This window comes from Streptacidiphilus rugosus AM-16 (assembly GCF_000744655.1).
In the GTDB taxonomy this organism is placed as follows: Bacteria; Actinomycetota; Actinomycetes; order Streptomycetales; family Streptomycetaceae; genus Streptacidiphilus; species Streptacidiphilus rugosus.
Genome location: NZ_JQMJ01000003.1, coordinates 757,981 through 779,072, shown reverse-complemented (window position 1 = coordinate 779,072; position 21,092 = coordinate 757,981). Strand labels below are relative to the sequence as shown.

Below are 21,092 nucleotides of genomic sequence, written 5' to 3'. Positions count from 1 at the left end.
GAATCCGAAAGCTGATCACCCGGCGGGCCGATAGGCTGGGCCCATGTCTGCAGCCACCCCGGTCCGTGTCCGCTTCGCCCCCTCGCCCACCGGCATGTTCCATGTCGGCGGCGCGCGCTCCGCTCTGTACAACTGGGCCGTGGCGCGACAGACCGGCGGCGTCTTCGTGCTGCGCATCGAGGACACCGACGCGGCGCGCAACAAGCCGGAGTGGATCGACGGCATCATCAACGCGCTGGCCGCGATCGGCATCCACAAGGACGACCCGACGTTCGAGGGCCCCTACTTCCAGTCGCAGCAGGCCGACCGCCACCGCGAGGCCGCGGCGCAGCTGCGCGACGCCGGGCGCGCGTACTACTGCGACTGCACCCGCGAGCAGCTGGCCGAGCGGACCGGCTCCGAGCACCTGGGCTACGACGGCTTCTGCCGCGAGCGCGGCCTGGCCTACGCCGAGGGCCGCGCGCTGCGCTTCCGCACGCCGGACGAGGGCGAGACCGTGGTCAAGGACGTGGTGCGCGGCGACACCTCCTTCCCGAACAAGGCGATCGAGGACTTCGTCGTCGCCCGCGGCGACGGCTCCCCGGTCTTCCTGCTCGCCAACGTCGTGGACGACCTGGACGAGAAGATCACCGAGGTCATCCGCGGCGAGGAGCACCTCTCGAACACGCCGAAGCAGCAGCTGCTGTGGGAGGCGCTGGGGGCGACCCCGCCGGTCTGGGCGCACCTCTCGGTGATCGTCAACGAGAAGCGGCAGAAGCTGTCCAAGCGCAGGGACAAGGTCGCGCTGGAGGACTACCTGACCGAGGGCTTCCTGCCGGACGCCATGGTCAACTACCTCATGCTGCTGGGCTGGGCCCCGGGCGACGACGAGGAGATCCTGCCGTTCGCGGAGCTGGAGCGCCGCTTCAGGATCGAGGACGTCAACACCTCGCCGGCCTTCTTCGACATCAAGAAGCTGACCGCCTTCAACGGCGAGTACATCCGCGCCCTGAGCCCGGCCGACTTCGTCGCCGCCTGCGCGCCGTACCTGGCGGCCCCCTACGCGAACTGGGCCCCCGAGCGGTTCGACCAGGCGCTGTTCGAGACGGTCGCCCCGCTGGCGCAGACGCGGCTCGCGGTGCTTTCGGAGATCACCGCGAACGTGGACTTCCTCTTCCTCGACCAGCCGGTGGAGGACGAGGCCTCCTGGTCCAAGGCGATGAAGCCGGGCGCGGCGGAGATCCTCCGCGACGCGCGGACGGCGTTCGAGGCGGCGGAGTGGGCGGCGGAGCCGCTGAAGGAGACGCTGCTTGCCGTCGGCGAGCAGCACGGCCTCAAGCTCGGCAAGGCCCAGGCCCCGGTCCGCGTCGCCGTGACCGGCCGCACGGTCGGCCTCCCGCTCTTCGAGTCCCTCGAACTGCTCGGCCGCGACCGCGTCCTGGCCCGCCTGGACGCGGCGATCGCCAAGCTGTAGTCGCAACCAGCCAGGGGCGCGGGGCTGCGCCCCTGACAGTGCAACTGGCCCTCTGCGGTGAGGGCTACGTGGTGGCCCGGCGTTCGAAGACCGCCGGGCGGGCAGCCCGGAGCGCGGTGGCGATGGCGCCGAGGAGGACCGCGTCCTCGCCCAGCGCGCTGGGGGCGACGCGCGGGCGCAGCGGCGTCACGCGGTGGAGGGTCTCGGTGACCGTCGCGAGCAGCAGGTCCGCGCTGTGGCCGACGCCGCCGCCGAGGACCACCAGGTCGGGGTCGAGGACGGCCGAGACCGAGGCCACCACCAGGGCCAGCCGCTGGCCCTCCTGGCGGACCGCGGCCACCGCCGCGCCCTCGCCGCGGCGGGCGTCGTCGAAGACGCGCTTCGCCGTGAGCGGGCCCTGCGCGCCGAACGCGCGCGCCGCGCGGACCACCGCGTCGGCCGAGACCGCGTCCTCCAGCATGCCGCGGCGCGGCACCGCGCCGTCGCCCTCCAGGGCGGAGGCGTCCAGCAGGGGGAGGAAGCCGATCTCGCCCGCCGCGCCGTGCGCGCCGGCGAACAGTTCGCCGTCGGCCACGACGCCCATGCCGAGGCCGGTGCCGATCAGCACGTAGACGAAGAGGCGACTGCCCGCGCCCGCGCCGAAGGCGTACTCCCCCAGCGCGGCCAGGTTCGCGTCGTTGTGCAGGGAGAGGGCGGTGTCCAGCCGCTCCTGCATCCGCTCGAAGAGTCCCGGGCGGCCCCAGCCCGGGAGGTTGACCGCGTAGCGGACCCGGCCGCTGTCGGGGTCGAAGACGCCCGGTGCGCCGACGACGCCCTGGACCACGTCGGCGCGGTCGATCCCGGCCTCGGCGAGGGTCCGCTCCGCCGCCGCGATCGCCGCGTCCGCGACGGAGGTCGCGCTGCGGCCGCGGTTGGGTACGTCGACGCGGGCGACGATCCGGCCGGAGAGGTCGGCGACCGCCGTCCGCAGCCGTGCCCGGCCGATGTCCACGCCGAGGACGTAGCCCGCCGTCGGGTCGGGCTCGTACAGCACGGCGACCCTGCCGCGATCGGGGGCCAGCAGTCCGGCCTCGCGGACCAGACCCGCCTGCTCCAGCGCGGCGAGCGCGGAGGAGACGGTCGGCTTGGAGAGCCCGCTGTCCCGCGCCAGCTGGGCGCGCGACGCCGGGCCCGCCGACCGCAGCCGTTCCAGCAGCAGCCACTCGTTGTTGCTGCGCAGCCGCTGTCTGCTCCACGGTTGCTCGTCCATGCGCCCCGTATCCGTTCGTCGTCGCCGCCCGCAAAGTAAAAGTACTTAACTTTGGTGGCCGCTGCCCAGTGCTCAGGAAGAACGCACAGGATGACGATATGACTACTTCTGTCCCCGGATAGCACGATCTTCGCAGGGGTAGTCCCAGCGCGTGACCGCTGCCACGCAACAGCCTTTCGTGCTGCCCGAGTTCTACGTCCCGCACCCCGCCCGCCTCAGTCCGCACCTGGAGCGGGCCCGCGTCCACACCAAACAGTGGGCCCGCTCGATGGGCATGCTGGAGGGGTCCGGGGTCTGGGACGAGCGGGATCTGGACGCGCACGACTACGCGCTGCTCTGCTCGTACACGCATCCCGACGCCTCCGCCGAGGATCTGGACACCGTGACGGACTGGTACGTCTGGGTCTTCTTCTTCGACGACCACTTCCTGGAGCTCTTCAAGCGCACCCAGGACCGCGCCGGGGCCAGGGCGTACCTCGACCGGCTGCCCGCCTTCATGCCGCTCGACCCCGCCGCTCCGACGCCCGAGCCGGCCAACCCGGTCGAGGCCGGGCTCGCCGACCTGTGGCGCAGGACCGTGCCGCAGCTCTCGGCCGGCTGGCGGGCGCGCTTCGCCGAGAGCACCAGGAACCTGCTGAACGAGTCGCTGTGGGAGCTCTCCAACATCCACGCGGGGCGGATCGCCAACCCGGTCGAGTACATCGAGATGCGCCGGAAGGTCGGCGGCGCGCCCTGGTCGGCCGGGCTGGTGGAGTTCGCCGCCCGGGCGGAGGTGCCCGAGCGGGTCGCCGCCGGTCGTCCGCTGCGGGTGCTGCGCGACGCCTTCTCCGACGCCGTGCACCTGCGCAACGACCTCTTCTCGTACCAGCGCGAGGTGGAGGACGAGGGCGAGCTCAGCAACGGCGTGCTGGTGCTGGAGACCTTCCTCGGCTGCGCGACCCAGGACGCCGCCGACGCCGTCAACGACCTGCTCACCTCGCGGCTGCAGCAGTTCGAGCACACGACCCTCACCGAGCTGCCCGCGCTGTTCGCCGAGCACGCCCTGGACCCGGCCGAGTGCGCGGCCGTGCTCGGCTACGCCAAGGGCCTGCAGGACTGGCAGTCCGGCGGGCACGAGTGGCACCTGCGCTCCTCCCGCTACATGAACGAGGGCGCCCTCGACGGCGGCCCGGGCCCGTGGCTGCCCGGGCCGCGGGGCCTCGGCCTGTCGGCCGCCGACCTCAGGACGCTGACCAACCGTCTGGGACTCAAGCGGATCAGGAACTTCACGCACGTCCCGCACCAGAAGGTCGGCCCCTCGCAGGTGCCGCCGGTCGTCTCGCCCTTCCCCCTGCGGCTCAGCCCGCACCTGCACGCGGCCCGGGCCCACACGCTCGCCTGGGCGGAGGCGATGGGCCTGCACAGCGAGGGCGTCTGGACGGCGCAGCAGCTCGCCTCCTTCGACTTCGCCCTGTGCGCGGCCGGACTCCACCCCGACGGCAGCCGCGAGAGCGTCGAACTCACCACCGACTGGCTGACCTGGGGCACCTACGCCGACGACTACTACCCGCTGGTCTTCGGGCGGTCGAGCAGCCCGGTCGCCGCGCGGCTCGCCAACGCCCGGCTGCGGTCCCTGATGCCGGTCGAGCCGGGCGAGACGGCGGGACAACCGACCACGCCGACCGAACGCGGCCTGGCCGACCTGTGGCGGCGCACGGTGCCCGGCCTGGGACCGGACCGGCGCCGCGCCGTCAGGGACTGCGTCGAGGGGATGCTGGAGAGCTGGCTCTGGGAGCTGGACAACCAACTGCTGCACCGGATCCCGGACCCGGTCGACTACGTCGAGATGCGCAGGGAGACCTTCGGCTCCCCGCTGACCATGGCGCTGAGCCGCTTCGCCCGGCACGGCGAACTGCCGGAGGCGTTCTTCGACAGCGGCACCGTCCGCTCGATGGAGAAGGCGGCGAGCGACTTCTGCTGTCTGCTCAACGACCTGTACTCGTACCAGAAGGAGATCGAGTTCGAGGGCGAGGTGCACAACGCCGTCCTGGTCGTGCAGAACTTCTTCGACTGCGACTACGAGGCCGCCGTCGGCATCACGGACGACCTGATGCACTCGCGGTTGCGCGAGTTCCAGCACCTGGTCGCGCAGGAGCTCCCGGTCGTCGTCGACGACCTGCGGCTCGACGCCACCGGGCGCGATTCGGTCGCCGCGTATCTGCGCGATCTGGAGAACTGGATCGCGGGCATCGTCCGCTGGCACGCGGACACCCGGCGCTATCCGGAGCCGGAGCTGCTCGCCCGCTTCGGCGGCGGCCGGTCCGTCGCCCTGACCCGCACGATCCCACGCGGACCGACCGGTCTGGGGACCGCCTCGGTCCGGCCCTAGCGGCGAGGCGCGGCCGTCCGACCGGAGGGCCGGGAGGGGTCTCCCCTCCCGGCCCTCCGGCGCCTCGCATGATCGTCTCCACTCCCGGGCCGAATCCGTCGCCGGACGAACGAGGCCTGGGACACAGGGCAGTCCGTCCCTTTTGCCTGGACACGCACCGGTGTTCGCGCGCGGTGCGTACACGCTCACTGACGGTGCGTCCCCATGGGCCGGGCGTTCACCCGCAGCTCGCACTTCTGCTGCCCGATGCCGCTGGATACACGCTCCGGTGATGGGTTACCGTCCTCCTGCGGCCGAGCCATCCATCCCTTCGCTTGTACGAGCGGATCGACGCGGGGTCGTCGGAGATCCCAGGGCAGCTCGATGCTGACCCGCCCCACCAGAAGGACGGGCCCATGCAGGACCATGGCTTCGCGCCCATACCCCCGGCGCGCCCCGTGATCGGCGAAGAAGAGATCGAAGCGGCGGTGCGCGTGCTGCGCAGCGGCATGGTCGTCCAGGGACCAGAGGTTGCGGCGTTCGAGGAGGAGTTCTCCGAGCTGGTGGCGGGACGCCACTGCGTCGCGGTGAACTCCGGCACCTCCGCCCTCCACCTGGCCCTGCTCGCCCTGGGCATCGGCCCGGGTGACGAGGTCATCGTCCCCTCGTTCTCCTTCGCCGCCACCGCGAACGTGGTCCGGCTGGTCGGCGCGGAGCCGGTCTTCGCCGACATCGAGCCCGACTCGTTCTGCGTGGACCCGGACGCGGTCGCCGCCGCGATCGGGCCGAAGACCGCCGCGATCATGCCGGTTCACCTCTACGGCCACCCCGCCGCCATGGACCGGATCCAGGCCCTGGCCGCGCAGCACGGCCTCGCCGTGGTCGAGGACGCCGCCCAGGCGCACGCCGCGGCACTGAACGGCACCCCGGTCGGCGCCTTCGGCAACGCCGCTGCCTTCAGCTTCTACCCGACCAAGAACATGCACTCGCTCGAGGGCGGCATGATCACCACGGGCGACGCGCAGGTGGCCCGCACGCTGCGACTGCTGCGCAACCAGGGCATGGAGCAGCGCTACGCCAACGAGATCGTCGGCGCCAACGTCCGGCTGACCGACGTCGCCGCCGCGATCGGCCGGGTGCAGCTGTCCAAGCTCCCCGCGTGGACCGCCCAGCGGCAGGCGAACGCCAAGTTCCTGAGCGAGGGCATCAAGACGCTGGTCGTCCCGCCCGTCGCCGACGGCGCCGAGCACGTCTACCACCAGTACACGGTCCGGGTGCCGGCCGACCGCGAGGCGGTCCAGGCGGAGCTGACCGCCAAGGGGATCGGCAACGCCGTCTACTACCCGACGCCGATCCACCGGCTCAAGCCGTTCGCCGAGCAGGGCCCGTCCTCGCTCCGCGCGTGGGACCTGCCGGAGACCGAGCGGGCCGCCGCCCAGGCGCTGTCGCTGCCGGTGCACCCGTCCCTCTCCCAGGACGAGCTCGACCGCATCGTGACGGCCGTCAACGCGCTGGAGGGTCAGCTGTGAAGGCGTCGAAGCTGCGGGCCGGCCTGATCGGCGTCGGCGCGATGGGCCGCAACCACGCCCGGGTGCTCGGCGCGCTGGACGGCGTCGACCTGGTCGGCGTGGTGGACCCCGCGGGGGACCCCGGCGGCGCCGCACGCGGCGTGCCGGTCGTGCCGACCGTGTCGGACCTGCTGGCCCTCGGCGTCGACTACGCGGTCGTCGCCTGCCCGACCGGGCTGCACGAGACGGTCGGCCTGGAGCTGGCCGAGGCCGGTGTGCACGCGCTGATCGAGAAGCCGCTGGCGGACACGGTCGAGGGCGCGCGCAGGCTGGTCGAGGCGTTCGAGTCGCGCGGCCTGGTGGCCGGCGTCGGCCACATCGAGCGTTTCAACCCGGCACTGCAGAGCCTGCGTTCGCGGCTGGAGGCCGGCGAGCTCGGGGACGTCTTCCAGGTCGTCACCCGCCGCCAGGGCCCCTTCCCGCACCGCATCGCCGACGTCGGCGTGGTCAAGGACCTGGCCACCCACGACATCGACCTGACCAGCTGGGTCACCGGCCAGGACTACCTGTCCGTGTCCGCGCACACCGTCTCCAAGAGCGGCCGCGTGCACGAGGACATGGTCGCGGTCGTCGCCCAGCTCTCCCAGGGCGCCATGGCGAACCACCTGGTCAACTGGCTCAGCCCGCTCAAGGAGCGGTCCACGGTCGTGACCGGCGACAAGGGCACCTTCGTCGCGGACACCCTGACCGCCGACCTGACCTTCTACGCCAACGGCATGGTCGACACCGAGTGGGAGGCGCTGCGCGCCTTCCGCGGCGTCTCCGAGGGCGACATGATCCGCTTCGCCATCCCCAAGCGCGAGCCGCTGCTCGTCGAGCACGAGCGCTTCCGCGACGCGGTGGAGGGGAAGGACGCGGGCATCGTCACACTGCGTCAGGGACTGCGCACCGTCGAGGTCTCCGCCGCCGTCCTGGACTCCGCCAGCCAGGGCCGCACCATAAGAATCGCCGCCGACGGCGTCTGACGGGGCGGTCCGCGGCGGCCGACGGATGTCCGGCCGCCGCTCACGTTCTCTCCTGCACGACCCGGCAACACACGACAGAGGAGTGTCTTTTTCATGGAGCCGGACAGCGGTGTCGCCCCGCGAGCCCATCGTGGACGGGTCGTCATGCTTGTCGACAACGGGGTCCACGGCGACTCCCGTGTCCAGAAGACCGCCCGCTCGGCCGCCGAGGCCGGGTGGGAGGTGACTCTGCTCGGTCGCTCGTACACCGGGGAGACCCAGACCTGGAAGATCGGCGAGGCCGACGTCCGGCTGATCCACATGCCGACCCCTCTGGGCATGCAGCGGCACTGGTTCCGCCGCTCCTGGCTCCGCCGCCCGCTGGCCTACCCGCCCTACCACGTGGCGCAGTACCGGACCCAGCAGGTCAAGGCCTGGCGGGCCGACCTCGCGGTGCGACTCGCCGAGCTCAGCCCGAACGCCAAGAAGGCCAAGTCGCCTGCCGGGCGCGCGCTCGGCAAGGCCGCGCTCGTCCCACCGCGTCTGGCCGCGCAGGTGGCGTACCGCTGGGTGCGGCTGCGCGCCGGGGAGACCAGGCGCATGAAGGAGTCGCGGAAGAACACCGACACGCGCCTCGACCAGCTCTGGGCCCGCGTGCTGGTGAAGGCCCGCGGCAACCGCGCCTGGCGCCAGCTCGACCCGCAGCTGTGGGACTACGAGCTCGCGTTCGGCCCGGTCATCGACAGCCTCAAGCCGGAGCTGATCCACGCCAACGACTTCCGCATGCTCGGCGTCGGGGCCCGCTCCACCATCCGGCAGCGCGCCACCGGCCGTGACGTCAAGCTCGTCTGGGACGCCCACGAGTACCTGCCCGGCGTGCGGCCGTACACCGACAACGCCCGCTGGCGCCCGGCCAACGTGCACCACGAGCGGGAGTACTCCCCGTACGCCGACGCGGTGATCACGGTCTCGGACACCCTGGCGGACATGCTCCAGGAGTCCCACGCGCTCCCCGAGAAGCCGGCCGTGGTGCTCAACGCCCCCGGTGGGGAGGCCCCCGAGGACGTCTCGGACGAGGCCGTCCCCGACATCCGGGAGCTGTGCGGCATCGGCGCCGACGTCCCGCTCATGGTCTACAGCGGCGCCGCGGCACCGCAGCGCGGCCTGGACATCATGGTCGAGGCCCTGCCCGAGCTGCCCGGCGTGCACACGGCCCTGGTGGTGCTCGACCCGAAGTCCGCCTACCTGCGCAGCCTGGTCGCCAAGGCCGAGGAGCTCGGCGTCTCCGACCGGGTCCACGTCATGGGCTACGTGCCGCACTACCAGGTGGTCCCCTTCCTCTCCGGTGCGACCGTCGGCGTCATCCCGATCCACCACTGGCCCAACCACGAGATCGCGCTGATCACCAAGTACTTCGAGTACTCCCACGCGCGGCTGCCGCTGGTCGTCAGCGACGTGAAGACGATGAGCGAGGTCGCCGAGCGCACCGGCCAGGGTGAGATCTTCAAGGCCGAGGACCTGAACGACTTCCTGCGCGCGGTGCGGGCGGTGCTCGCGGACCCGGAGCGCTACGCCAAGGTCTACGACCAGCCGGGGCTGCTGGAGCAGTGGACCTGGGAGCACCAGGCCACGGTCCTGGACGAGGTCTACAGCCGGGTGGTCTCCGCGCCCCGGGGCACGATCGGCACCCGGTCATGAGAGCCCGGACCGCGCCTCCCGACGTCAGCGTGGTGATCGCGGTCTACAACACCATGCCGTACCTGACGGAGTGTCTGGACTCGCTGATCGGACAGTCCATCGGGCTGGACCGGCTCGAGATCATCGCCGTGGACGACGGTTCCACCGACGACTCGCCCAAGGAGCTGGCCCGCTTCGCGGCGGCCTACCCCGAGGTCGTCAAGGTGATCACCCAGCCCAACTCGGGTGGCCCGGCGGCGCCGCAGAACCGCGGCATCGAGGCGGCCAGGGGGCGCTTCGTCTTCTTCATCGGCGCCGACGACTACCTCGGCGCCGAGGCGCTGGAGCGCATGGTCGCCACCGCCGACGAGCACGGCAGCGACATCGTGCTCGGCACCATGGTCGGCGTGAACGGCCGGGTCGTGCCCAAGTCGGTGTTCGCCCACGGCAACCGCTACGACATCGGGCTCACCGACTCCGACCTGCCCTGGGCGCTCTCGGACACCAAGCTGTTCCGGCGCGCGCTGCTGGAACGGCACACGATCCGGTACCACGAGGATCTGACGATCCTGTGCGACCAGGCGTTCACCCTGGAGTGCGTGCTGCGTTCGGCGAAGATCTCGGTGCTCGGCGACTACGAGTACTACTACGCGGTCAAGCGGGACGACGAGAGCAACCTCACCTACCGCGGCCGGGACGAGAACATGCTGGTCGCGCTCGAGCGCAGCATGGCAACGGCGATCCGGCTCGGGGCGTCGGACGAGCAGCGCACCGCGGTGTTCACCCGCTACGTCAACAACGAGATGATCATCACGCTCAGCGAGCGGATCCCGGTCCTCGAACGTCGGGAGGACCAGGAGCGGCTGCTGGAGACGGTCGGGCGCCTGATCGAGGAGTACATCGACGAGGCCGTCCTGGAGCGGCTGGCCTGGCGCCGGCTGGTCCGGGTGCTGCTGGCCCGCGGACGCCACCTGGACGCGCTGCTGGAGGCGGTGCGCTTCGACGAGGCGAACCCGCAGGACTCCACGCAGGTGATCGACGGCCGGGTGTACCTGGAGCACCCGGCGTTCCGGAATCCCGACGCCTCCGTCGAGGACCGCTGGTTCGACCGCACCCGGACCACCCTGAACGACGTCACGCCGGCCTGGGACAGCGCCGGCGCCGACGCGGCCCTGCTCCTCACCGCCCACAGTCCGGCTCCGGACTACGCGCGGCTGTGGGGCCCCCACCTCAGTGTCCGGCTCACCCAGCACCACGGGGACGGGGGTCCCGCGTCCGAGCGGACCTTCGCCCCGGCCTTTCCCGGGACGCCCGCCGACGCGGGCACCAGGATCCGGTTCCGGATCCCCCTGGCCGAGTTGTCGACACCGGGCAGGCCCGTGGCCGGCCGGTGGTCCGTCAGGCTCACGCTGGCGGACGAGGAGGGCGCTTTCGACTTCCCCGTCACGGCCGCCACCCTGCCGGAGCTCAAGCTGTGGCTCCGCAACCGCTACCACCGCGTCAACCTCGTCGGCGACCGGGCCGGGCGCGCCGTCCTCGCCCTCGCCCAGATCCGGGCCACCCGGGTCATAGCGCAACGCCTGCGCCGCCTGCAGGCCCTTGGAAGGAAGTAACCGTGCAGATTTGTGTCGTGGCCCTGGGCAAGATCGGCCTGCCGCTGGCAGTGCAGTTCGCCGACAAGGGGCACCGGGTGATCGGCGCCGACGTCAACGCCACGGTCGTCGACCTGGTCAACAACGGTGTGGAGCCCTTCCCCGGTGAGGCCGAGCTGGACGTGAAGCTCAAGGCCGCCGTCGACGCCGGTCTGCTCACCGCGACCACGGACACCGCGGCGGCGGTGGCCGAGTCGGACGCCGTCGTGGTCGTGGTGCCGCTGTTCGTCGACGCCGAGGGCGTGCCGGACTTCGGCTGGATGGACGACGCCACCAAGGCGATCGCCGCCGGGCTGCGTCCCGGCACGCTGGTCAGCTACGAGACCACGCTCCCTGTCGGCACCACCCGCAACCGCTGGGCGCCGATGCTGGAGCAGGGCTCGGGCCTGACCGCCGGTAAGGACTTCCACCTGGTCTTCAGCCCGGAGCGGGTGCTGACCGGTCGGGTCTTCGCCGACCTGCGCCGCTACCCGAAGCTGGTCGGCGGCATCGACGAGGCCTCCGCCCGTCACGGCGTGGACTTCTACGAGCAGGTGCTGGACTTCGACGAGCGCACCGACCTCGACCGCCCGAACGGGGTCTGGGACCTGGGCTCGGCGGAGGCGTCCGAGCTTGCGAAGCTGGCCGAGACCACCTACCGGGACGTCAACATCGGTCTGGCGAACCAGTTCGCCCGCTTCGCGGACCAGACCGGCATCGACATCCTGAAGGTCATCGACGCCTGCAACTCGCAGCCGTACAGCCACATCCACCGTCCCGGCATCGCCGTCGGCGGACACTGCATCCCGATCTACCCGCGGATGTACCTGTGGAACGACCCGGCGGCCACCGTGGTCCGGGCCGCCCGCGAGGCGAACGCGGCGATGCCGCAGTACGCGGTGGACCTGCTCGCGGCCGCCTACGGGGACCTCGACGGCGTCAACGTGCTGGTGCTGGGGGCCGCCTACCGCGGCGGCGTCAAGGAGATGGCGTTCTCCGGCGTCTTCGGCACGGTGGAGGCGCTGCGCGCCCGCGGTGCGGTGCCCTTCGTCTCGGACCCGATGTACACCGCCGAGGAGATCTCGGCGCACGGCCTGACCCCGCACCAGGGCGAGACCGTGACGGCCGCGATCCTCCAGGCCGACCACGCCGAGTACCGCGAGCTGGCCGCCACGGACCTGCCGGAGGTCTCGGTGCTGGTCGACGGTCGCCGCACCACCGACCCCGCCCGCTGGGAGGGCGTCCGCCGGGTCGTCATCGGCGGCTGACGCGCGCGAACGGCCGGGGCCCCGCGAGGGGCGCCCCGGCCGTCGGCGTATCCACGGTCCGCCGCGTGCTCAGCGCTCGGTGAGCACGCCGTCCCGCTCGTCGTAGAGGGCGTCGGTCTGCGGGCACTGCCAGACGCCGGGCTCGTCCGCCCGCTCGACCAGCTTGACCCCGGCCCGGCCGACCCAGCCGATCCGCTTCGCGGGCACGCCGGCCACCAGCGCGAAGTCGGGGACGTCCTTGGTGACCACGGCCCCGGCGGCGACCAGCGCCCAGCGCCCGACCACCACCGGCGCGACGCAGACGGACCGTGCGCCCAACGAGGCGCCCTCCCGCACCTTCACGCCGACGGCCTCCCAGTCGCCGCCACGCTTGAGCTTGCCGTCCGGGTCCACCGAGCGCGGGTAATGGTCGTTGGTGAGCACCACGGCCGGACCGACGAAGACACCGTCGCCGAGCTCAGCGGGCTCGTAGACCAGGGCGTAGTTCTGCAGCTTGACGTTGTCGCCGATCTGCACGCCGGTGCCGACGTAGGCGCCTCGGCCGATGACGCACCCGGTGCCGAGCCTGGCCTTCTCGCGGATCTGCGCGAGCTCCCAGACGGACGTGCCGTCGCCGAGCTCAGCGGTCTCGTCGACCTGGGCGGTGGGCTGAATCCTGAGAGCCAATGCAGTGCCTTTCGAGGTGCGGCGGTGCCGGACTAGCTGCCGAGCAGAAGCCGATCGTAGTCGGGCCGCACGACCTCCCAGTCCCAGGTGGCCAGCGCATGCGCGGACGCCTCCTGACCGGCCTTGCGCCACGTCTCCTCGTCACCGGTCAGGGCCAGGATCCGGGCGGCGGCCCGCTCGGGGGTGTCCACCACCCACTCCTGCGGGAAGAGGGTGCGGGCGCTGTGCGGGCGGCCCGCCACCATCGGCCAGTCCCTGACGACCGGGACGGCCCCGCTGGCGGCTCCCTCCATCAGGCCGACATGGCAGCCCTCACGCACGGAACTGCTGAGGATGGTGCCGACGCCGGTCAGCAGACCGGGCACGTCGTCGCTCTGCCCCAGGCGCTCCACCGCGCCGGTGGCCTCCAGTTCGGTGAGCTCGGCCTCCAGTCTGTCGTGGTAGGCACGGGCGGCCGGGCTGACGTCCGGGTTCATCCCGTTGCCCACCAGGACCAGCCGGTAGCGCTCGTCCTGCTCGCGGAGCGCGCGCAGCACCTGGACGGCCCAGAGCGGGTCCTTGGCGACCTGGGCCATGCCCACGAGACCCACGGTGAAGCGGGCCCCCTCGCCCTTGGGCCGCACGAACCTGCCGAGCTCGACCGCGTTGTCCGTGCGCTGGAGCCGCGGGCCGCCGGCCTCCAGCAGGCGCGGCACCACGTCGGTGGTGAGGTCGATCATGTGGTCGGCGATGAACAGCAGGTCGTCGACGCGGCTGAAGTCGATGACATGCGGCCAGAAGCTGAAGGTCTCGAACCTGTGCAGCCGGACCACGATCCGGGTGCTGCCCGGGTCGACCAGCGTGAGGAACGCGGCCGCGCCGGTGCACCACTCGACGAAGACGGTGTCCGCCCAGTCCAGGTGCGGCCGCAGGGCCCGCTCCACCGCCTCGCGGTACTCCGCCTCCCCGCCCAGCGCCGCGTGCGCCATCCGCTTCAGGCCCTTGGCCAGCGGAGCCATCTCCTCGTCCTGGCCGAGGTCGAGCGTGCGGACGTCGACCTCGGGATGGTCCTGGTAGTGCTCGACCAGGAGCTTCAGGAAGTTCGCGTTGCCATGGGTGACGAAGAGCAACCGCAGCGGCCGGTCGGCGGGCCTCCGCGCGGCCGGCGTGCGGCGGCCGCGCGGAGCGACGACGGCCATGGCCGTGCTGCTCGCGCGAAGCGGCGCGGTGAAACCCGACGCGTCGTCGCTGACCGGGGTGGTCAGGCTGTCGACCTGGGGGACCCGGTGGAAGGCCAGGAGCAGCGCCTTGGCCAGCGAGCCCGCGGCCTCGGCGGACCTTCCGGCCTCGTACGCGGAGTCCGCACAGGCCAGTTCCGCGGCGTAGGCGTCCGCCAGGTGGTCGGGGATCTCGCCTCGCTCCAACTGCCCGCGGGCCGCTTCGGCGAGCTCGTCGGCCCGCCGGCGCAGGGCCGCGCCTTCGGTCTCGGCCGGCTTCGAGGGCGCGGGGGCGGCTGCGGTGGGTGACGTGGGCCGCTGCCGCCCCGCGGCGAGGCGCTTGCCGGCGGACGTCATGAAGTGCGGCAGTCTGAAGGACACGCGCTCAGGGTAATGGCTCATTCCGTGGACCTGAACGCCCCGTTTCTCATGAACGAAGTCTTGACATCAGGTTCTGGGTCGCGTGCTGGATCCGGGCGTCCACGGGGGTGCAGAACGGGTTGGGGACCGGCGCCGCGGTCAGGGCGGCGGTCCAGCCGAACGTGCCGGCGGTGAAGATCCAGGATCCGCCGGCCGACTGGTAGACGCTGGTGTTCTGGACGGCGGGCTCTTTGCCGTAGAGGAACTTCGAGGCGGACAGCAGGGTCTGCTCGCGGGCCCCTGCGGGCCTCGGCATGCCGGGGGTCAGCCCGTCGGCCTCGCCGACCACCAGGTTGGTGACGCGGTCCCCGGCGGCCAGCCCGGTGCCGGACCAGAACCAGTGCCCCGGCTCGGTCACGACCAGCGGCACCGCGCGGTCGAGGATGCCGTTGTACTGGGTGCCGAGCAGGCCCTGCTCCGCCTCGGAACGATCCGGACGAACCCTGCGCCACATGGTCGTCGCGCCGGTGGGGTCCTGGACCGGGTCGTGGTCGTCCTTGTAGCAGGTCATCTGCGAGAAGCCGGAGTCGCCGGTACCCGTGCGTATCTTCCAGTACACGTTGTTCGAGGCGAAGTAGGCGAGATGCGTGCCGGAGCGCACGGCGGCCTCGGCCACCCGGCGCATGCTCGAGGACCAGTACTCGTCGTGGCCGGGGAACAACAAGGCCCGGTGCCGGCTGGGATCCACCGACCCCGCGTCCAGGTCCAGGCTCGTCGCGTAGCTCAGGTCGTAGCCCTGGGACTCGGCCCACATGACGAAGGAGAGGTCGATGCCGAAGACCTTCGGGAAACCGTGGTCGCTGTACGGCCGCCGGAACGAGACCGTCCTGGCCCGCTCCGGGTAGTGCATGACGTACTTCTGCCCCGGCACCGTGCGGACCGGATAGGCGTGACCGTCCGGGCTCACCTTCTGCACCAGCGGCGACTGCGCGGACGACAGGAAGCCGTAGTACAGGCTGCGCCCGACGCCGCAGTTGGGGAACAGGTTGTAGGCCTGGTAGGTGGTGAACGGCAGGACGACCTTGAACTCGGCCTGCCGGTCGTCCCGCACCACGAACGGGGTGACGGCGCGGTGGCCGTCGGCGGACGTGAAGCAGGCGAGATACAACCCGGAGAGCCAGGTCTTCGGGATCTCCAGGGACCAGGACTGCTGCCACGGGCACTCGATCATGCCGTTGCCGGGATCCACCCGGAGCGCCCGCTGGGGGAAGCCCTGCAGCTTGGGGCTGCTGGTCATCAGCCGCCCGCCGGCGCCCGCGTAGTAGCCCATGCGGTGAATCGAGATCGTGTAGGCCTGGGGCAGCGCCGTGGAGACGAAGAACGCGAGCCGCTCGCCGACCCGGGCGCTGGTCGCACTGGCGAAGCCCTGGATCTGGCCGACCGCGTCGTTGGTCGGCTTCAGACCCTCGTGGTTCACCATCCACGCGGTCGTTCCCGGCAACTGGTTCTCGCGGCTGACCGGGTTTCCGGTGACGGGCCGGGCGCTGACCACGGTGCGCGGCGTGACGCCCGAGGAGCAGCCGGCCAGCACCGCGGCTCCCGCGGCCCCCACCAGCCCCTCCAGCACCATCCGTCGCGAGAAATCGCGCATCGCGGCCTGCCGCCCCCTCTGTCCTGTTGCTCGGAGCGGTGCCGCGAGCGCCCGCCGCAAACCCCTGTTCTCGGCGATCCTGTGAGTTTAGCCAGCCCGCAGAGGGGACAGAGGCCCCTCCCACCGGGACATACGGCTCTACTACCAGGTTCTCAACGACTATTTGTGCGGAGGCGGGAACCGTTCGTCAGCCAAGCACCACGCGGCCGATGGCCACCAGGCCCACCGCGACGATCACGCCGCGCAGCACCTGGGCGGGCAGGCGCCGCCCGACCAGCGCTCCCAGCTGGCCGCCGACCACGGAGCCGCCCGCGATCAACAGCGCCGCGCGCCAGTCGATCGGACCGTCGACCAGGAAGAACACGGCGGCGATCCCGTTGACGAACAGGGCCAGGACGTTCTTCACGCCGTTGATCCGTTGCAGGGGAAGTTCCAGCAGCACCCCCATCAGCCCGAGCAGCAGCACGCCCTGCGCGGCGCCGAAGTAACCGCCGTAGATCCCGCACAGGTAGACGCCGACCAGCAGCGCCCAACCGCCGTTCGCGGGGCGCGGCCGCTGCTGTGCGCGGGCGGCCAGCCGCTTGGCCAGCAGCGGCTGGAGCAGCACCAGCACCAGCGCGCCGGCGATCAAGACCGGGACAGCGGCCTCGAAGGCCTTCGCCGGCAGGGCCAGCAGCAGCACCGCGCCGGTCAGTCCGCCGGCCAGACCGGCCGCGCCGAGCCGGCGCAGCAGCGGGCCGAGGCCCGCGAGCTCGCGGCGGTAGCCGATCGCCCCGCTGACCGAGCCGGGCACCAACCCGAGCGTGTTCGACACGTTCGCCGTCACCGGCGGCAGCCCCGCGGCCAGCAGCACCGGAAAGGTGATCAAGGTTCCCGACCCGACCACCGCGTTGATCATCCCGGCCCCCACGCCGGCCAGTGCGACCCCCAGCTGGGTCCAGCCGGACGCACCGGCCAGCCCTGCGGCGGCCGTGTACAGCACTCCGCTCATCCCGATTCCCCTTGCTCCGCGATCCTGTCCACCCGCAGGCGGTACCGGTCGGTCCTGAGGCGAGCTTCTCATCAAGCTCCCATGCGGCTCCCACAGAGGTCTCAGCACCGGGGGGAAGTCTCAGTACTCGGAACGGGGGGCAGCAGAGAGGACGCCCGGATGACACGCGGTGAAGCGGGAAGGCGTGGCGGAGCTCTCCTGGTCAGCGGCCTGCTGCTCGGCGCGGTGAGCCTCAGCTTCACCAGCGGCCCGAACGCGTCCGCGTCCGCGCCGACTCCGGCGACCGTCGCGGCGGCGCCCACGCCCACGGCGACCGCAGCGGGGACGGCCAAGGCCGCGGCGGGCAAGACCAAGGCGGCAACCACGCCGACCGCCACGACGGCCTCCGGCGCCCTCCCTGTCACCACCACGGGCCGGTCCCAGGTGCTCGCCGCGGCACAGCAGACGGCGAAGGTCGGCGCGATCTTCTCCTCCAACTCGATCACGTCGGGCAACCACCATTGCACCGCCAGCGTGGTCGACAGTCCGGCGGGCGACGTGATCGTCACCGCCGCCCACTGCCTCGCCTCCGGCGGCAGCACCGGCGCGGTCTTCGTTCCCGGCTACCGCGACGGCAGCGCGCCGAACGGGGTCTGGCAGATCACCCGGGTCATCGAGGACTCCTCCTGGACCGACGACGGCGACCAGGACGACGACGTGGCCTTCGCCCTCGTCGCCCCGCAGTCCGGTCGCAGTCTGGAGGCCTCGGTCGGAGGCGGCTACACCCTCTCCACGACGGGCACCACCGCCGCGACGGTCCAGCTCACCGGCTACCCGTCGCAGACGGACGAACCGATCACCTGCACCGGCACGGCCGCGGCCTACTCCGGCACCCAGCTGATCGTCGACTGCACCGCGTTCACCGGCGGCACCAGCGGCACGGCCTGGGTCGCCGACTACGACGCGGCGAACGACTCCGGCAGCGTCATCGGCGTCATCGGCGGCTACCAGCAGGGCGGCGACACCGCCGACACCTCCTACAGCATCGTCTTCGACGCCACCGCCGCCGACCTCTACGCCCAGGCCCTGGCGAGCTGAGCGGGCTTCGGCCGGGCTGGTCAGCGGGGCGGGGGTGGCTGCATAGTGCTGGGGTGCGATTCGATGCCGTGCCGAAGCCCCCGCAGATAGCCGCCCGTCCGCAGGATCCGCGCGGCTATCCGGTGCCCGCGATCACGCCGTTCGAGGACGGCGAGCACCGGTTCGCGCGCACCGACTACGCGAAGAGCGCGGACTGCGCCACGAACCGGCTCTGCTCGGTCTGCGGCGACGCGATGCCGGCCGGGCCGGTGTGGCGGGTCGTCGGGGCAGCCGAGTCGGAGGCGATCGGCGCGGCGCTGGCCGAGTCGCGGCCCTACCGGAATATGGCCCCCACCTGGGAGGGCCCCGGACACCGCGCCTGCATGCTCTACGCGTCGATGGTCTGCCCCTACCTCGCCCGCCCGCAGGCCCGCCGCAAGGTGCTGGACCGCGGCACCGCGCGCGGCACCACCGGCGCGGTGGTCGGCTTCGCCGACTACGAGTACGCGGTGACCGACACGCAGGTGCTCTTCCGCTTCGTCGAGGTCGTCGAGTTCCTCCCCCACGACGACGCCGCGACGACGCACCTGACGACGCTTCAGGCGGAGCTGGACGCTCAGCGGTAGGCGGGCAGGCCGGGGGTCGTGGAGACCGGGCGCGGCGCGGCGGAGCCGTTGAGCGGGACGACGGCGACGCCGTTCGGCGTGCGCAGCGCGACCGTGCGGCCGTCAGGGGAGACCGCGGGCTCGGTGTAGTCGGTGGTCGCGTTCGGGGTGAGATCCCGCACGGGGCGGCCGGAGTTGGTGAACTCCTCGACGAACACGTGGTCGTGCCCGGCGACGGAGCGGACGAAGACGATGCCGCCCGGCTCGCCCCCGGTGCCGGGGATCAGGGCCGGCTCCGAGCCGTTGGTGTTCGCCGCACCCTGCTGACGGATGTAGTCGTCGCGCAGGTAGACCTCGCCCGTGCCGGTGTTGGCGTAGACGGTGGTGCCGTTCCCGCCGCCGCCGTTGATCCAGATGTTGCCCGTCTGCGGCAGCTGCGCCACGTTCGCCCCGGCGTAGTTGCCGAGCGACAGCAGGGCCGGGGCGCCGTCGGCCCGCTCCGCCGGGACGCTCATGAGCTGGGTGACGCCGCCGCCGTTCGCGACGAAGAAGATCTTGGCTATGTTGACCTCGCGGAACTCCGCGCGGTCCGCGGGGGCCTGCCAGGTCGGGTGGGACCAGGTCTGGTTGCCGGGGTTGCGGGCGACCGTGATCCGGCCGCTGCCGTCCGGGTTGGCGCTGTCCAGGTTGCCGTTCCCGTCGATGAAGATCGCCTTGCGGCCGTCGGGCGACCAGTTCAGATCGCGGACGGTCACGCCGAAGTCGACGGAGGCGCCGTTCATCAGGACGTGGCTGGTGCCGTTGCTGATGGTGAGCAGGGTGCCGCCGGTCCCGTTCAGCGCGACCGGCGCGGCCGTCGTCCCGCCGGAGCCGCTGCCGGAGCCGTTCGCGCTCGCGCTCGGCTGCGGGCTCGCACCGCCCGCACCCGCACTCGCACCCTTACCCGAGAACGAGGACGAGGCGGCGGGCGAGGCGCCCACCGCGTGGCCCTTGTCCGGGCCGCAGGCGGTCAGCAGCCCGCAGCCGGTCACGGCGGCGACGAGGGCGATGGCGGCGACGTTGCGGCGAGCGCGCATGGCGGGGTCCCCCAGGATTCAGGCAGTCTCGATCCTTCGTCCGATCCGTTCGATCGGGTGTCTGGGAAGAGAGTGCCCCGCACTCATCCCGGAACGGTGCGGCCGTTGTCACAACCGCGCAACAGCCGCACCGTCACCGTCACTTGACGTCAGTCGACGTTGATCTGACCGCCGTTCAGCTCCTTGCGGACCGGCTTGTCGTCCTCCTGCCCCTGCGGCGCACCGAGGTTGCGGCGCACCGAGTCGAGGATCGTCAGACCCTGGCCGACCAGTCCGGCCGCGATCTCGCCCAGCCCGTCCGCGCCGTTGAGCACGTTGACGTTGGCGCCCTTCAGGCCGCCGGCCGCCTCCTTGACGATCTGCGGCAGCTGGTCGATCAGCATCCGGTCCAGCGCGACCCTGTCGTGCGAGGCCGCCGCCTCGGCCTGGATCTTCATCCGCTCGGCCTCGGCCAGGGCCAGCACCCTGATCCGCTCGGCCTCCGCCTCCGCGGGCTTCACGATCTCCGCCACCAACTGCTGCTGCCGCAGCTCCGCCGCACGCTGGGCCAGCTCGGTCTGGGCCTCCAGCACCTCCTGCTGCGCGTGCGCGGCGGCCAGCGGACCGGCCTGCGCGGCCTGGGCCTGCGCGCGGTCGATCTCGGCGGTGTACTGCGCCTTGACGACGGCGGTCTGCCGCGCGTACTCGGCCTGGTTCCGCGCCGCGGCCTGCTCCGCCTCGGCGGACGCCTGCGTCGCGGCGGCCTGGGCGACCTGTGCGGCCCGCTGGATGTTGGCCTTGTGCGGCGCGGCCATGGCCGCGATGTAGCCGGTCTGGCCGTCGTCGATGGACTGGATCTGCAGCGAGTCGACGATCAGGCCGATCCTGGCCATCTCCGGCTTCGAGGTCTCCAGCACCTCGGTGGCCAGCTTCTGCCGCTCGGTGACGATCTCCTCGACCGTCATCGAGCCGATGATCGAACGCAGGTGACCGGCGAAGATCCGGCCGGTCAGAATGGACATCTGGTCCTGGTCGGACAGGAAGCGCTGACCCGCGTTGACGATGCTCTCGTGGTCGTTGCCGACCTTGAAGGCGATCACGGCGCGCACGGTCAGCGCGATGCCCTGGCGGGTCACACAGGTCTCCGCGACCTCGGACTCGCACATGGCCAGGGTCAGGAAGCGGGTCTTGCGGAAGACCGGCAGCACGAACTTGCCGTGGCCGGTGACGACGCGGAACGGTGCACCCCCGAGCCCACGCCTGCCGCCGGAGATCAACATCGCCTCGTCGGGGGCCGGAACGCGGTAACCGAACATCCTTCTCGTCTCCTCCGTTGGTACTGCCTGATGACTGCTGCGGGAACGCGTGCGCCGAG

Annotated in this window: 16 protein-coding genes; 9 read left to right on the top strand and 7 right to left on the bottom strand. The window is 71.9% G+C overall.

Annotation, left to right across the window (positions count from 1 at the left end):
* Nucleotides 1-94: 94 nt before the first annotated feature.
* Nucleotides 95-1,453, top strand: a complete 1,359-nt coding sequence (gltX, locus tag BS83_RS06990) for a glutamate--tRNA ligase (protein WP_232248166.1) — start codon at nucleotides 95-97, stop codon at nucleotides 1,451-1,453.
* 64 nt (nucleotides 1,454-1,517) lie between these two features.
* On the opposite strand, the gene BS83_RS06985 is transcribed toward gltX, so the two are convergent.
* Nucleotides 1,518-2,702: an ROK family transcriptional regulator gene (locus tag BS83_RS06985; RefSeq protein WP_037601979.1), complete on the bottom strand. Its 1,185-nt coding sequence runs from the start codon at nucleotides 2,700-2,702 to the stop codon at nucleotides 1,518-1,520.
* A gap of 151 nt (nucleotides 2,703-2,853) precedes the next feature.
* Here BS83_RS06985 and BS83_RS06980 point away from each other — a divergent pair, with 151 nt between their 5' ends.
* The 6 genes from BS83_RS06980 (at nucleotide 2,854) to BS83_RS06955 (ending at nucleotide 12,137) form a co-directional block, all read left to right on the top strand.
* A complete protein-coding gene (locus tag BS83_RS06980) occupies nucleotides 2,854-5,070 on the top strand; it encodes a terpene synthase family protein (RefSeq protein WP_037601977.1) in 2,217 nt (738 codons plus the stop codon).
* A gap of 395 nt (nucleotides 5,071-5,465) precedes the next feature.
* Nucleotides 5,466-6,578 (top strand): DegT/DnrJ/EryC1/StrS family aminotransferase, encoded by a 1,113-nt coding sequence (locus BS83_RS06975; RefSeq protein ID WP_037601975.1) that lies wholly within the window; start codon nucleotides 5,466-5,468, stop codon nucleotides 6,576-6,578.
* Nucleotides 6,575-7,582, top strand: a complete 1,008-nt coding sequence (locus BS83_RS06970) for a Gfo/Idh/MocA family protein (RefSeq protein ID WP_037601973.1) — start codon at nucleotides 6,575-6,577, stop codon at nucleotides 7,580-7,582. Before BS83_RS06975 ends, BS83_RS06970 begins: the two co-directional genes overlap by 4 nt.
* Before the next feature lie 144 nt (nucleotides 7,583-7,726).
* Nucleotides 7,727-9,259 (top strand): glycosyltransferase family 4 protein, encoded by a 1,533-nt coding sequence (locus tag BS83_RS06965; RefSeq protein ID WP_037603000.1) that lies wholly within the window; start codon nucleotides 7,727-7,729, stop codon nucleotides 9,257-9,259.
* Nucleotides 9,256-10,851 carry a glycosyltransferase family 2 protein gene (locus BS83_RS47260; protein ID WP_037601971.1) on the top strand — a complete coding sequence of 532 codons (1,596 nt, stop codon included), beginning with the start codon at nucleotides 9,256-9,258 and terminating at the stop codon, nucleotides 10,849-10,851. The genes BS83_RS06965 and BS83_RS47260 overlap by 4 nt, the downstream gene beginning before the upstream one ends.
* A gap of 2 nt (nucleotides 10,852-10,853) precedes the next feature.
* Nucleotides 10,854-12,137 (top strand): nucleotide sugar dehydrogenase, encoded by a 1,284-nt coding sequence (locus BS83_RS06955; protein WP_037601970.1) that lies wholly within the window; start codon nucleotides 10,854-10,856, stop codon nucleotides 12,135-12,137.
* Between the two features lie 69 nt (nucleotides 12,138-12,206).
* On the opposite strand, the gene BS83_RS06950 is transcribed toward BS83_RS06955, so the two are convergent.
* From BS83_RS06950 to BS83_RS06935, 4 genes are all read right to left on the bottom strand, one after another.
* Nucleotides 12,207-12,803: an acyltransferase gene (locus BS83_RS06950; protein WP_037601968.1), complete on the bottom strand. Its 597-nt coding sequence runs from the start codon at nucleotides 12,801-12,803 to the stop codon at nucleotides 12,207-12,209.
* A 32-nt stretch (nucleotides 12,804-12,835) separates the two neighbouring features.
* Nucleotides 12,836-14,380: a glycosyltransferase gene (locus BS83_RS06945; protein WP_051942729.1), complete on the bottom strand. Its 1,545-nt coding sequence runs from the start codon at nucleotides 14,378-14,380 to the stop codon at nucleotides 12,836-12,838.
* A 46-nt stretch (nucleotides 14,381-14,426) separates the two neighbouring features.
* Nucleotides 14,427-16,010 carry a N,N-dimethylformamidase beta subunit family domain-containing protein gene (locus BS83_RS06940; protein ID WP_051942728.1) on the bottom strand — a complete coding sequence of 528 codons (1,584 nt, stop codon included), beginning with the start codon at nucleotides 16,008-16,010 and terminating at the stop codon, nucleotides 14,427-14,429.
* 187 nt (nucleotides 16,011-16,197) lie between these two features.
* Entirely contained in the window at nucleotides 16,198-17,001 is an 804-nt protein-coding gene (locus BS83_RS06935; RefSeq protein ID WP_051942727.1) for a sulfite exporter TauE/SafE family protein, read from the bottom strand.
* Between the two features lie 159 nt (nucleotides 17,002-17,160).
* On the opposite strand from BS83_RS06935, the gene BS83_RS06930 reads away from it, so the two are divergent.
* Together BS83_RS06930 and BS83_RS06925 are read left to right on the top strand one after the other, a co-directional pair.
* Entirely contained in the window at nucleotides 17,161-18,078 is a 918-nt protein-coding gene (locus BS83_RS06930) for a trypsin-like serine peptidase (RefSeq protein ID WP_051942726.1), read from the top strand.
* Nucleotides 18,079-18,131: 53 nt separating this feature from the next.
* Complete coding sequence (locus BS83_RS06925) at nucleotides 18,132-18,683, top strand: hypothetical protein (protein ID WP_037601966.1); 552 nt, start codon at nucleotides 18,132-18,134, stop codon at nucleotides 18,681-18,683.
* Here the strand turns inward: BS83_RS06925 and BS83_RS06920 are convergent.
* Both BS83_RS06920 and BS83_RS06915 read right to left on the bottom strand, forming a co-directional pair.
* A complete protein-coding gene (locus BS83_RS06920; RefSeq protein WP_037601964.1) occupies nucleotides 18,674-19,738 on the bottom strand; it encodes a TolB-like translocation protein in 1,065 nt (354 codons plus the stop codon). The genes BS83_RS06925 and BS83_RS06920 overlap by 10 nt on opposite strands.
* A gap of 149 nt (nucleotides 19,739-19,887) precedes the next feature.
* Entirely contained in the window at nucleotides 19,888-21,033 is a 1,146-nt protein-coding gene (locus BS83_RS06915) for an SPFH domain-containing protein (RefSeq protein ID WP_037601962.1), read from the bottom strand.
* Between the last annotated feature and the right edge of the window lie 59 nt (nucleotides 21,034-21,092).

Excerpts from the sequence above, each read along its gene's own strand:
- BS83_RS06975 (WP_037601975.1), top strand. The coding sequence starts at position 5,466 with ATGCAGGACCATGGCTTCGCGCCCATACCCCCGGCGCGCCCCGTGATC.
- BS83_RS06935 (WP_051942727.1), bottom strand. The coding sequence starts at position 17,001 with ATGAGCGGAGTGCTGTACACGGCCGCCGCAGGGCTGGCCGGTGCGTCC.
- BS83_RS06985 (WP_037601979.1), bottom strand. The coding sequence starts at position 2,702 with ATGGACGAGCAACCGTGGAGCAGACAGCGGCTGCGCAGCAACAACGAG.
- BS83_RS06915 (WP_037601962.1), bottom strand. The coding sequence starts at position 21,033 with ATGTTCGGTTACCGCGTTCCGGCCCCCGACGAGGCGATGTTGATCTCC.
- BS83_RS06930 (WP_051942726.1), top strand. The coding sequence starts at position 17,161 with ATGACACGCGGTGAAGCGGGAAGGCGTGGCGGAGCTCTCCTGGTCAGC.
- BS83_RS06920 (WP_037601964.1), bottom strand. The coding sequence starts at position 19,738 with ATGCGCGCTCGCCGCAACGTCGCCGCCATCGCCCTCGTCGCCGCCGTG.
- BS83_RS06965 (WP_037603000.1), top strand. The coding sequence starts at position 7,727 with ATGCTTGTCGACAACGGGGTCCACGGCGACTCCCGTGTCCAGAAGACC.
- gltX (WP_232248166.1), top strand. The coding sequence starts at position 95 with ATGTTCCATGTCGGCGGCGCGCGCTCCGCTCTGTACAACTGGGCCGTG.
- BS83_RS06940 (WP_051942728.1), bottom strand. The coding sequence starts at position 16,010 with ATGCGCGATTTCTCGCGACGGATGGTGCTGGAGGGGCTGGTGGGGGCC.
- BS83_RS47260 (WP_037601971.1), top strand. The coding sequence starts at position 9,256 with ATGAGAGCCCGGACCGCGCCTCCCGACGTCAGCGTGGTGATCGCGGTC.